This is a genomic window from Kytococcus sedentarius DSM 20547, from assembly GCF_000023925.1.
GTDB classification, from domain to species: Bacteria; Actinomycetota; Actinomycetes; order Actinomycetales; family Dermatophilaceae; genus Kytococcus; species Kytococcus sedentarius.
Window position 1 is genome coordinate 2,373,736 of the sequence record NC_013169.1, and the last position, 12,675, is coordinate 2,386,410.

7 protein-coding genes and 1 pseudogene are annotated in these 12,675 nt (G+C 69.1%); 5 read left to right on the plus strand and 3 right to left on the minus strand.

Features of this window, described 5'->3' with window-relative positions; genetic code table 11:
* Positions 1-29 precede the first annotated feature (29 nt).
* Positions 30-1,397 carry a purine-cytosine permease family protein gene (locus tag KSED_RS11210; protein ID WP_015780198.1) on the minus strand — a complete coding sequence of 456 codons (1,368 nt, stop codon included), beginning with the start codon at positions 1,395-1,397 and terminating at the stop codon, positions 30-32.
* 643 nt (positions 1,398-2,040) lie between these two features.
* Here KSED_RS11210 and KSED_RS11215 point away from each other — a divergent pair.
* From KSED_RS11215 to KSED_RS11235, 5 genes are all read left to right on the plus strand, one after another.
* Positions 2,041-3,198 (plus strand): IS30 family transposase, encoded by a 1,158-nt coding sequence (locus KSED_RS11215; RefSeq protein ID WP_015780200.1) that lies wholly within the window; start codon positions 2,041-2,043, stop codon positions 3,196-3,198.
* Between the two features lie 377 nt (positions 3,199-3,575).
* The gene (locus tag KSED_RS11220) at positions 3,576-5,060 is read left to right on the plus strand and encodes an APC family permease (RefSeq protein WP_015780201.1); all 1,485 of its coding nucleotides are present in this window, start codon (positions 3,576-3,578) and stop codon (positions 5,058-5,060) included.
* A complete protein-coding gene (locus tag KSED_RS11225) occupies positions 5,047-5,778 on the plus strand; it encodes a M15 family metallopeptidase (RefSeq protein WP_169307795.1) in 732 nt (243 codons plus the stop codon). Before KSED_RS11220 ends, KSED_RS11225 begins: the two co-directional genes overlap by 14 nt.
* Before the next feature lie 360 nt (positions 5,779-6,138).
* Positions 6,139-6,480, plus strand: coding sequence for a hypothetical protein (locus tag KSED_RS11230; RefSeq protein ID WP_015780203.1), 342 nt, complete (start codon positions 6,139-6,141; stop codon positions 6,478-6,480).
* A gap of 333 nt (positions 6,481-6,813) precedes the next feature.
* Positions 6,814-9,960 carry a DEAD/DEAH box helicase gene (locus tag KSED_RS11235; RefSeq protein ID WP_049758565.1) on the plus strand — a complete coding sequence of 1,049 codons (3,147 nt, stop codon included), beginning with the start codon at positions 6,814-6,816 and terminating at the stop codon, positions 9,958-9,960.
* A 359-nt stretch (positions 9,961-10,319) separates the two neighbouring features.
* Here KSED_RS11235 and KSED_RS15835 read toward each other — a convergent pair.
* Together KSED_RS15835 and KSED_RS11245 are read right to left on the minus strand one after the other, a co-directional pair.
* Positions 10,320-11,670 (minus strand): annotated as a pseudogene (locus tag KSED_RS15835) (ISL3 family transposase).
* A gap of 297 nt (positions 11,671-11,967) precedes the next feature.
* Positions 11,968-12,639, minus strand: coding sequence for a TetR/AcrR family transcriptional regulator (locus KSED_RS11245; protein ID WP_015780206.1), 672 nt, complete (start codon positions 12,637-12,639; stop codon positions 11,968-11,970).
* Positions 12,640-12,675: the final 36 nt, after the last annotated feature.

The following is a 12,675-nucleotide window of genomic DNA, read 5'->3' on the forward strand; positions in this document are numbered from 1 at the left end:
GCTCATACCTTTCTGTGGGTGGTTCGGATTCAGTGGGTGTCCGCGGTGCGGATGGCGGGCGCGCCACCAACCGGGCGGTCGTTGTCGGTGCGGGCCTCGCCGAGGCCACGCACGAGGCCGGCCTTGCCGGCGAGCGTGTAGAGCACCATCGAGAGCACCAGGGCCGTGATGGACGGGATGCCCCAGGTGACGAAGTGGCCGACCAGGGCGGACACCGCCCAGATGACGAGGGTGGCGGGTACGACGCGCGGCGCGGCGGGGGGCAGCACGCCCTGGGCGCGGGAGGCCTCCAGGTCCGGGCGCCAGCGCTTCACGATGAAGTACTCGGCCACCATGATCCCGGCGATGGGCGGGAAGGCTGCGGAGAGCAGGATCAGGAAAGGGGTGAAGGACTCGAGGATGCCCACGGCGGCGAGGACCGAGCCGACGACGCCCATGACGATCGTGGTGGCCGTGCGAGGCAGGGCGCGATTGAAGGTCGTGGAGACGAAGTTGAGCAGCCCCAGCGAGGACGAGTAGAGGTTCCAGTCGTTGATCTTCAGCGTGCCGGTGATGACGATGACCAGGCCGACAAGGCCGACCGAGCTGGTGATGATGGCGACGACGTTTCCCGAGCCGGCCGCGTGGGCCAGCAGCACGCCCGCCAGGCCGATGCCGAACTCGCCGAGGGTGACGCCCAGGACGGTCTGGCGCACCACATCGCCGGCGGAGCGGTTGTAGCGGGTCATGTCAGCGGTGATGATCGCGCCGACGATGAGCCCGCCGGCGACCAGGCCGGTGCCCTGCAGGACGGTGAGCGTCTCGCCGGTGGCGGCGCCCGGCGGGGCCTGGCTCACGAGCTCGCCCAGCGAGTGCTGGGAGAGCTCGGAGATGATCGACCAGCCGACCAGGACCAGGAAGAGCGGCACCGTGATGTTGGCGAGCAGCTGCATGCCGCCGAAGCCGAAGACGACGATCGCGGTGACGACGAGGCCGAACAGCAGGCACCAGAGCCAGACGGGCAGGACGCCGGGCATCAGGGAGTCGAGGGACTCGGCCGAGATGGCGCTCTGGATGCCGAACCAGCCGATGAGGCTGAATGCGATGGCCAGGCCCACCAGGGAGGAGCCGATTTCGCCGAAGCCGGTCCAGCGGGCCAGGAGCGAGGTCTGCATGCCCTCGCGCTGCCCGATGATGCCGACGACGCACATGACGACCTCGAGCACCACGGAGCCGAGGAGGAACGCGAGCGCCGCGTCCCAGAAGCCCATGCCGTAACCGAGGGTTGCGCCGAGCAGGAACTGGCTGAGGGCGGAGACCTGACCGAAGCGCTGGACAGCGATGCCGAACCAGTGCTTGCGCTCGCTCCGGGGCACACGGCCGAGGCCGTGGTCATCAAGTGCGGCGGTGGATGCCATGAGAGACCTCGCTGGGTGGGGAGGCGGGTGATGGAGCGAGACTAGGGGCGGGCGCGGCAGCCGCCTACGTGCAGAAGGCCCAGCAAAGAGCCGCGTTTGTGCAGGGTGCATAGGCGAGTTGTTGCCGTCTCGCGGCGCAGCGACTGCGACCGCACGGCGCCAGACACCGCGGCCGAAGTAACCGGATGGCTGGGGCACGTGCCGCGGGATGCGTACAGAGCGCGAGAACCTCGGGAGATCGAGTACCAGCGGCAGACCCGCCTGCTGCGCGACGCCCTGGGTGGCACCTGATGGGCGCTACCTGACCCGGCCCCACGCTGCTAGCGCCTCGGTTCACCACGCCCCGGGCGTTTGGACCTGGGTCCAGCGCGGCCGGACCGCTAACCGACCACGCCCGACGCCCACCCCACCGGCGGGCGGGCGCGTCGTGCCAGGTGGGCCTCCGTGGGGGCATCCGACGGGGTGCCGTCGGCGGCGAGCTCGCTCACGAGCGGGTAGAACCTTTTCCCGGCAGGCGCCCCTGGGACAGGTATGCCGCCGCACGGCGCAGAACCTCGACCTCTTGCTCCGACAGGGCGGATTCAAGCGGTCAGTGCAACGAGTCCTGTGAGATGAGGTAGTCGCCGATCACAGGAGGGCCCGGATGCAGGGCAAGCACGGTCATCTCAGTCGGGAGCAGAAGCAGCTCGCGCTCAGGTTGCATGCCAAGGGCTGGCGGCTGGTCGACATCGCGAAGGAGGTCGGTTGCAGCGCGCCGATGGTTGGCATCATGGCCCGCGCTGGCAGGCACGTCGAGGCCAGGCCGTTCGGCTGGGAACCACGTCACGGCTGCCTGAGGATCGACGAGCGCGAGCAGATCCTGATCGGGATCAACCGCGGCGACACCTTCACGGCGATCGCGCGCCAGCTGGGTCGGGCCGTGTCCACTGTCAGTCGCGAGGTGAAGCGCGGTGGTGGCCGAGCCGGGTACTCGGCCTGGCACGCCCACGAGCATGCCCGCGAGCAGGCTCGACGGCCCAAGCGGTTCAAGCTCGCACCGGGCCGACTCCTCGAGGAGGTGGCCAAGCGTCTCGAGCAGCTGTGGTCACCCCAGGAGATCGCCGCGCGCCTCCGGTTGGATCACGCCGACGACCCGGAGATGCGCGTGAGCCACGAGACGATCTACCAGTCGCTGTTCGTGCAGGGACGCGGCGAGCTGCGTCGCGAGCTGGCCCGGTGCCTGCGGTCCGGCCGCGCCACTCGCAGGCCCCGTGGGACCACCGACGGCCGTGGCCGAATCCCCGGCATGGTGATGCTCAGCGAGCGTCCTGGCGAGGCAGATGACCGTGCAGTACCGGGTCACTGGGAAGGCGATCTGATCCTCGGGGAAGGCAGCCGCAGTGCAGTCGGCACCCTCGTGGAACGATCCACCCGGATGACGCTCTTGCTGCACCTGCCAGACGGGAAGAGCGCTGAGCAGGTAGAGGCCGCGATGCGTGAAGCGATCACGACGTTGCCCACGTCATTGGCCAGGACGATCACGTGGGACCAAGGCGCCGAGATGTCCAAGCACGCCGCGTTCACCACGGCCACCGGGATCCCGATCTACTTCTGCGACCCGCACTCGCCGTGGCAGCGTGGCAGCAACGAGAACACCAACGGGCTGCTGCGCCAGTACCTCCCCAAGGGCAGTGACCTGAGCACCGTCACCCGCGAGGAGCTCGACGCGATCCAGGACAGCCTCAACGGCCGGCCACGCAAGACGCTGGGCTATCTGACACCATCAGAGAAGCTCGCAGAGTTCCTTGCGCCCACCGCTTGAATCCGCCCAGGCGGATCCGGCGCCGAGCTTCGCGCAGCTCGGTCGACTCCTCCCGGCTCCTGCAGGGACGGTTGCCGTCGTCGACAGCGGCTTGGCGCACCCACTTGTGCAGGGTCATCTCGTGGATGCAGAAATCCTTCGCGATCCGCGCGAGAGTAACGCCGTCCTGACGGGAACGGGCCACGCGCACGACATCCTCGCCGAACTCCTGGAGGTAGGCAGCGGGCATGGTGCACATCCTTTCAGGCCGCCCAGCGAGCGAGCCAGATCAGGCGTCACCTCTCCGTGCAGCAGGCCCTCATTGCCATCACACCTCCTCGCTTGCAGAATGACTCTGCCCTTCCCGACGCCCCCCGCCATCCACCCAGAGGAGCACCATGAGCGAGATGAAGAAGTCACTGGGCCTGTTTCAACTGCTGGCACTGGGTGTGGCCGGCGTGTTGGGCTCCAGCTGGATCTACACCAACTCCACTTTCTTCGACACCTACGGTGCCGGCGGCATGATCCTGGGCATCGCCCTGGGTGGCGTGCTGGCCGCCATGGTGGCGCTGGCCTACAGCGAGCTGACCACCCTCTTCCCCCGCGCCGGCGGTGAGGTGGTCTTCAGCTACACCGCGTTGGGTCGTGTGGCCGGCTTCGTCGCGGGGTGGATGCTCATCGGCGCCTACCTCTCCTCCACCGCCTTCTACGTGACGGCCTTCGGCACGCTGCTGGGCAAGTTCACCGACGCCATGAACGCCTCGCCCCTTTACACCATCAACGAGGGTGTGGTGACCGCCCCGGTGCTGGCCGCGGGCGTGGCGCTGACACTGCTGATGTTTGCCCTCAACTGGTTCGGCGTGGGCATCGGCGCCCAGGTGCAGGTACTCATGTTCGTGGTGATGGTGCTCATCGGCCTGGCGCTCATCATGGTGGGCTTCGCCGCGGGCTCCCCGGACAACTTCCTGCCCGCCTTCCGCGACGACCACGACCCCCTCATGTCCACGCTGCGCATGGTGGTACCCGGCATGACCTACGTGGTCGGCTTCGGGCTGGTGGCCGTGCTGGCCGAGGACGCCGACATGCCGCCCCGCAAGATCGGCCAGGCCGTGCTCATCACCGTGGTGGTGGCAGTGGTTTTCTACTGCCTCGTGCTGCTGGCCAGCGCCTGGGTGATCCCCTGGGAGCAGACGGCCGGCATGGAGCTGGGCTCCATCGACGCCTTCCGTGAGGCCGGGTTCCCGCTGCTCGGCTGGGGCGCCTATGCCATCGGGATGTTGGGCCTGCTCACCAGCTTCCTGGGCCTGTTCATCGCGACCTCCCGGATCATCGTGGGCATGGCCCGCGTACGACTCCTGCCGGCCTCCTTGGCGCGCGTGCACGAGGGCTCCGGCGCCCCGCGCAACGCCCTGGTGGCCGTGCTGGTGGCCACCCTGGCCCTCGGCCTGCTGGGCCCCGGCGCCATCCTGTGGTTCCTGGACACCGGCGGCATCTACCTGGGCATCGTGTGGATCCTGGTGGTGGCCGCCAAGTACGCGCTCCCCCGCAAGTACCCCGGACTGCAGCGCGCCTACGAGGCGCCCGGTTGGGCGCCCGTGCTCGGCGCGGCGGGTGCAGCGGCGGTCATCTGCCTAGCCCTGGTCCCCGGAACGAACATGTCGTTGGTGTGGCCGGGTGAGTACATCGTGCTGCTGGCGTGGTTCGCGCTCGGCGCGGTGCTGCTGTCGGTGGCCGGGCGCATGGATCGCGACGCGGCCCTCACCGAGCTGCTCGGCGACTACCGCCACCAGCTGGCCCAGGCGCAGGAGCTCCAGAGCGGTCAGGACGGCTCGGCGCGTGCGTCCGGAGGCGCGGATGAACGGGGTCTGCGTGACCGGGGCTGACGTCAACGCCCCGCGGACGGTGTGGCTCACCACACCGCCCGCGGAGATCGCGGACTCCCTGCCCGCGGCGCTTCCCCCGGTGCCCTCCGGGACCCCGAGGCGCCACCCGTCGACGGTGACGGTGGGCAGCGACGACGCCCCGATGGGGGAGCTGCCGTCGCCCTTGGCGCAGCGTCACGGGTACCGCGAGCTGCCGCTGCGCCACACGCCATCACGCCTGCTGCTTCGCCAACCGGTGGTGCAACGGCTGGTCCGCGCTCAGGGGGCGCTGCCGGAGGCGTTTGGGCTGCTCGTGCTGGACGGGTGGCGGCCCGCACATTTCCAGGCGGAGCTGCTGGAGTATTACGGCCGCCAACACAGTGACGGGGTGGAGGGCTTCGTCTCCGACCCATCGGAGCCCGGCATGGTTGCCCCGCACACGACCGGTGGGGCGGTGGATCTGACGCTCACACACCACGGGGTGCCGCTGGCGCTGGGGACGGACTGGGACGCGTTCGTCCCCTCATCCGCTGTGGCATCGCTCGAGGTCCACGACACCACGCGCACCGCTGAGGACGAACTGGCGCGCGACCTGAGACGCCTCTTGGCTGCGGCGCTGCTCGAGAACGGATTCGCACCCCTGCCTACCGAGTGGTGGCACTGGTCCTACGGCGACCAGCAGTGGGCGGCGTTCCACGGGCTGGACGAGTCGCTCTTCCCCGAGCACCTCGCCACCTGACCCGGAACCACCCTCCCCGTATGGAGAGCCTCACCAAGACCGTGAGCGGCCGGCTCACTGCTGACGCCGAGGACGTCCGCTTCGCCCCCAGCGGCCTCAACAAGGCAGTTCACTCGGCCGACACCACGTGGACCATGACCTACCGCCACATTCGCACCGTGCGCCTGCGGGGGGGGCTTGTCACCACGATCATCAAGGGCACTCCGGGGACGAGGTGGCCAGCGTGCGCTGCCACGGCGCCCACCGGATCGGCCAGCAGATCGTGCAGCGCGCCGGGTTGCCAGTCGAGGGCTGACAACCCCCGCGGGTCACGAAACGGTACCGACCCGCCCCATGCCCTCGCCCCTCTACCCTTGCCCCATGGAGCCCATCACCAAACGCGCCAACTCCCTGCTGCACGGCACCGAGGAGGTCAACTGGCGCGGCTCCCCCGTCAAGGGCATCTGGGTCGGTGGCCGCGTCATCGCCGACGACCGCGGGGTCGCCTTCGCCCCCAACGCCATGAACAAGTCGATGCACCCGGTGGACACCACCTGGCGCATCGAGTACCCCGAGATCCGCCAGGTGCGCGTGCGCTACGGCGTGGGCACCAAGATCGTCGAGCTGCACGGTGACGACCGCGTCGCCACCTTCCGCTGCTTCGGCGCCCGCCGGGTGGCCGCAGAGATCGCCCAGCGGGCCACCGCGCCCCTGGAGGGCTGAGGCGGCGCCCCCACATCAGGCGGCGGCCGCCTCACGCCCCACCCAGCCACCGCAGCAGCGGCAGCACCCACAGCCAGACACCCATCCCCACCCCCACGGCGACCACCAACCCACACACCCCGTAGACCCGACATCTTCGTGCTCACCGTGCCGGTGCCGTTCATCGGCGTGGCCGCGGTCATCACGCTCGGGTTGGGCGTCGGCGCGTTCTGAGCGGCGCGGGGCGGGCAGGACGCGGCATGCCACCATGTTGGTGACCTATAGGTTCGTGGTGGAGGACGCAGGGAGGACATGCCTCTCGACCACGTCCGACAGAACGGAGGGCCTCTCAGCATGACGCCGCAGCAAGAGCTGTCCGATCTGAACGTCATCGAGTACTTCGCTCGCGTTCTACGCAGGGGTCAGCTCGACGAGGTCACGTTCGGGGAGGACAAGTTCGTCACAATTCCCAGGGCCCACCTCAGGACCGGTCAGCTGCCCCCGGATGAGGTGGAGAAGCTCTTCGCCCGCCGGCGGGACGACTCCCCCGTGCCGGTGGTCATCTCGTTGCTGTCCCTCCAGCTGAGCGGCGGCAGGCACGCTGGCCTCGTGCTCCTGTCCGCCCTCCTCCGCCGCGATGGCCAGCTCGAGGCCGTCGTGGAGACCGCGAGCTCACCGTGGATCCCGGCCGAGCGGCTCAACTCACCGCAGGTGACCGGACGCCAGGTGATGCTGGGCGAGCAGGAAACCTTCTGGAAATCCTTCCACGGCCCGCTCAGTGCCGAGGTCTCCCAGGTGGAGTCCTTCGCCGATGCGGTGGATCTGGCCGACGCCCTCTGCAAGGAGGTCTCGGGCCTGACCCCCGAGGAGTTCGCCGAGCAACGAACCAGTGGACGCACCGTGCTGGACGCCCAGACGTGCTACGTCATGGAGTTCGAGCGCATCAACGCCACGCGGAATCTCCTCGAGCTCTATGACCATCTGCTCCGCACCCAGGAGCTGGGACTGGTCTCCCAGCTCATCGGGGGAGGCCACAGCCCGGTGCACGAGAGGGACATCCACCGCGAGGACGGGCTTCTCGCTCGAGCCCTGGACGCCTCGGGTTCCATGAGTGACGGCTTTCCCCTCACGGCCTCCCAGCGCCGCGCGGTCCACGGCTTCCTGACCGATGGCGCCAACGACGTCACCGCGGTCAGCGGCCCTCCGGGCACGGGCAAGACCACGATGTTGCAGGCCGTGGTCGCCACGCTCCTGACCAATTACGCCCTTCGTGAGCAGGCACCACCCCTGATCGTGGGGATGTCCACCAACAACCAGGCGGTCACCAACATCATCGACGCCTTCGGGTCGGTGACCAAGAAGTCCCCGGGCAGGCTGGACCACCGGTGGCTGCCTGTTGCCGAGGAGGGTGCAGCCGGGGAGGCTGCCATGACCTCGCTGGCGGTGTACTGCCCGTCGGGGACCAAGCGTCAGGCGGCTCAGGGCAGGTACCTCCTCGAGGACCACCGCAAGGAGGGCATCTACTCGGAGTACAGCTCGCCGGAGTACCTGAGTGGTGCGCGTGACTGCTACGCCGCCAAGGCCTTCTCCTACTTCGGCCACACCAGTGACATCCCCGGCCTCAAGAAGATGATCCACGAGGCGCTCGTGGAGGTCGATGACCTGCGTACGGAGCTTCTTCGTCACATGGCCTCCCACGGGCCGGATGCTGGCTACTCCGCACTGTGCGCGGCAGCAGCCGAGAATCCTCACCTCAAGGGCCTATCCCGCATCGAAGGACTCAGCCAGTGCACCGATCTGGTGGGGCTCGACAAGGAGCTGGATCGCACGCTCCGCTATGCCGAGTTCTGGTTGGCCGTGCACTACTACGAGGCCTGTTGGCTCGAAGCCGAGTTCATCCCTGTCGATGAGCGGTGGAAGCGGACCCAGTCCGTCATGGAGGCCTACTGGCAGCAGGCCGCTGCGCTCACGCCGTGTTTCGTGATGACCGCCTACCAGGTGCCCAGGTACTTCTCCCTGTACACGAAGAAGGACGAGCCCGTCCCCTTCGACATCGGGCGCATCGACCTCATGATCGTCGACGAGGCGGGGCAGGTGGACACCGCGGTGGGCGCGGCACCGTTTGCGCTGGCCCAGCGTGCTCTCGTGGTGGGCGACACCCAGCAGTTGGCCCCGGTCTGGTCCCTCGACGTCCAGACGGACCAGGAGGTTGCCGCCTCGGCCGGCATCGAGCTCGCAGTCTGGGAGGAATTGCTGCAACCCCACGGTCTCACCTGCTCCCAACCGTCCAGCCTGATGGCGTCCGCTGCCCATTCGGGGCGCTGGCTCCACGGCGACGACGCGCCTCGGCGCGGTCTTTTTCTCGCCGAGCACTTCCGGTGCCACCCGAGCATCATCGGACTCTGCAACGACCTCCTCTATGGCGGCTTGCTGAATCCTCAACGGAAAGAGACCGACTCAAAGTTGCACGGGTTGACGGAGGCGTTCCAGTTCCGACCCGTCCCTGGATCGAGCGACACCCAAGTGGGCACCAGCCGAAAGAACGTGCCCGAGGCCGAGGCCATCGCCCAGTGGGTCATCGACAACTACGACATCCTGCACGACGTCTACATCGACCAGATCGATGATCCCAACAAAAAAGCCAAGCCCGACGGGATCATCGGGGTCGTGACGCCCTTCAGCGCCCAGGCGCGCACCGTGAGGGAGGTGCTGCAGAAGCGACTTCGAGATCTGCCCAGCGGCTCGCTTATTCCGGCAAACCTCGCCTCGGCGATGACGATCGGTACCGCCCACCAGCTCCAGGGAGCTGAGCGGCCGGTCATCCTGTTCTCCGCCGTGTACGGCGATGCCGCGGGAGAAGCGGGCTTCATCGACGCCAACCCCGAGCTGCTGAACGTCGCCGTGTCCCGCGCCAAGGACCTGCTCGTCATGTTCGGGGCGGAACGGCGATGGAACCATGGGAGCGCCTTTCGCCTGGTGGCAAAGCACGCATCCAAAACCGACGCGAACATCGGCAGCGGACCCGTCCCTGACCCCTCAGAGGGCTTGGGGCTCGCTGCGAACGCACCGGCTGGTCTGGGTGTGCAGCCACCAGCGCTGCCCGCGGGGCCCCCGGCCGACTCCGTCCGCGCCGACGATGACGTTCGGTCGACCCAGCGCGGCGGTGCCTCGCGACTGGCCCCTGCTGATGCCGCGCCCGCATCGCCCTCGGAGGTGGAGGGTGCCCTGACGGTGAGTCAGCTGATCGCGCGCTGGAGAGACATGGGAGAGCTGCGCCCAGAGGACAGCAAGATCAAGGCCACCGAGCTCAACGCTCGCCTGGCCAAGGCTGGCTTTCTGGAGGGCGAACCGGGAGCGTGGCGGGTCACGATGGCCGGTGAGCTCGCTGGAGTGGGGACCGAACGGCGCACCAAGGCTGATGGCACCTCGTATGAGGTCATCCAGTACGAACCCCGCGCACTGAAGGGACTACAGGAGATGTACCGCGAAGGCCGGCTCTGAGCGCCAGAAGGGCTGAGCACCACCGGCCCGCCCACCCTGATGCGGGAAGCTGGCCGCACCCTCACCCCACCCCGGCGCCGCAGCGGCTCCACCACCCACAGGTACACCCCCAGGCCCGCACCGGCCAGCAGGAGCATCGCCGCCGCCAGGTCAAGCAGGTCCATGTCCACCACTCCTCGTCGTGAACGTTCCGCTGCGTGGGTGAGGGAGACCGCTCAGCGCGGCGGCTCGCCCACCCAGATCTGCACCTTGAGGCGGTTGCCCTCCACGATCAGGCATTCGGCCTGACCCATGCCCACCTGCATCGTCTCCCCCTGCTCGCACTCGTACATGTCCGGCTCTTCGGAGTTGAGCGTGGGTTAGGGGGTGAGGCCTCCGCCGACCAGGAGCATGCGTAGGCGGTAGTTGTGGCGGTTGCGGAAGCCGCGGGCGATGCGGCGGTGGAGTTCGATGAGTCCGTTGATGGCCTCGGTGCCACCGTTGGACGCTCCGCCGGTATCGAAGTAGGCTAGGAGGGGTTCGGACCATCGCTTCAGGGTGCGGCCCAGGCGTCTGACCTCTGCGATGGGGCTGGTCGGCAGGATCTCGAGCAAGCGTCTCGCGGCGGCCCGGCCGACGGCCGGGGTGGGGGCGTGGAACAGGGCCCGGACGTCCTGGGCGACCTGCCAGGCGAGCTCCACCTCGACGTGGGCCTCGTGAGCGGTGAACGCCGCGGTCAGGCGGGCTCGTTGCCGGTCAGAGATGTTCTCGACCCCAGCGCGCAGCAGGGTCCTGATCCCGTACAAGGGGTCGCCCCTGCGCACGCGGTGGCCGGTGGTGTCCTGCTGGACACGGCGACGGACGAAAGTCCACGCACGCGGTGGCGAACTTCACCACGTGGAAGGCGTCCACGACCGCGGTCGCGTCGGCGAGGTGGTCATCGATCGCGTTCTTGTACCCGTGGAAGGGGGCCAGGGTGGCGATCTGCACTCCGTCGCGGAAGTCTTGTCCCCGGTCGGTCAGCTATTCCCCGTACACGGCGCCGGAGCGGCCCGGGGCGAGGTCGAGCAGCCGGGCGCGTGTCCGGCCGTCCTGATCGCGGGTCAGGTCGACCATGCCGGTCAGCATCCGCGGGCCACGCGTGCGCGGGTCGACGTGGTGCCACACGCTGGGGGCACCTCCCGCTTGGAGCGGTAGCGCGCGGGGGAATCATCGACCCCGAGCATCGTCACCCCATCGAATCGGGCCGGGTCGGCCTCCAACGCTTCCAGGTGGGCGCGCACAGCGTTCCATACCGTGTGCCAGTCCACCCCCAGCCGACGGGCCAGACCTGAGATCGAAGCGTGCCCGCCCCGCAGTTCGCGCACTGCCCAGGACACCGCCCGGGTGGTCAACGTGCCCCGTGGTGGGGCCACCGACGCGTTCTGCTCGGTGAAGCTCGCACCAGGGCAGAGGGCCTCTCGGCACACGTATCTGCGCTTGGCCCACACCAGTCGCACCCGTCTGCCGAACGAGGGGGCCGTCCACCAGCCGGACCTCGTCGCGACCGTGAGCGGTGGCCACCACCCCGCAGTCGGGGCAACCCACAAGGCCCGGCGAGGACTCGACGTGCACCACCAGCCCAGCGTCACCGTCATCCACCACCTCTGTGACGCTCATCGCCGGCAGCCCCAGCCAGGTCTGGCAGGAGCCACACACGTCAGTAGGGCACAAAGAAGTAGGCTCAGGCACTCCTCGAGGTCCTTGGCGATCCGAGGGGGTAGAAGTCCTCAGATCATGCCCGGGACCTCGACCCCTACCCCCAAGCACCCACGCTCAACTCCGAAGAGCCACTTTTCCCAGTAGGCCTCGACCAGAGGGGAGCCCGTCCAGCCACCGCACGGGGAGTGGGTGCTCCCCTCGGCCCTCCGCCACGGGCGCCGTTCTCGAAACCGCCCACCAGGCTCAGCTGCGTGAAGGAGCGCTCCTCGCCGTCGACCTCCAGCGACCGGGAGTGCCTCGCCCCCGCCCCCAACGCGGCCACCCGGACTACCCCGACACGCCCACGTCCCCCGGCCCGCACAGCCAGTGCTCCATCAACTCCTCCCCCAGCCCCTCCGGGACCGGCCCCCAGAAGCCGAACACCTCCGCGTGCACCAGCCCCACCAGGCCGGCCCACCAGCCCATGGCCGCAGCCACCTGCTCCGATGACGCGGGCACGTCGAGCACCTCCGCAGCCTCGGCCGCGAACCCCGCCAAGGGGCCCGCCGCCTCGGCCCCGCGCCCGGCACCCGGGCGGCCGCTCCCCGCATCGACCACGGCCTGCAGCACCAGCGCCAGCACACGCGTCCCCGGCCCACCCGTGCGCTCCTGCGGCGCGGCGTACCCGGGCACCGGCGTGCCGTAGATCAGCCCCCACTCCTCCGGGTGCTCCACCGCCCACGCGCGCACGGCACGGGCGATCACGGCCAGCGCCTGGCGGGAGTCGGCGCGGCCCAGGGCGGCATCCACCGCATCGGCCAACCCGTCGTAGGCGGCCACCAGCAGCCGGGTGAGCAGCTCGTCCCGGCTGGAGACGTAGCGGTACACCGCTGAGCTCACCACCCCCACCTCGCGGGCCACCTCCCGCAACGAGAGCGCCGCGGCCCCCTTCTGCTGCAGCTGGCGGCGGCCGGCGCACAGGATCGCGGCCTCCATCTCGGTGCGGGAACGTCGAGCCATGGCCGCAGTCTGCCACTCCACCCACCGCTGAGAGAG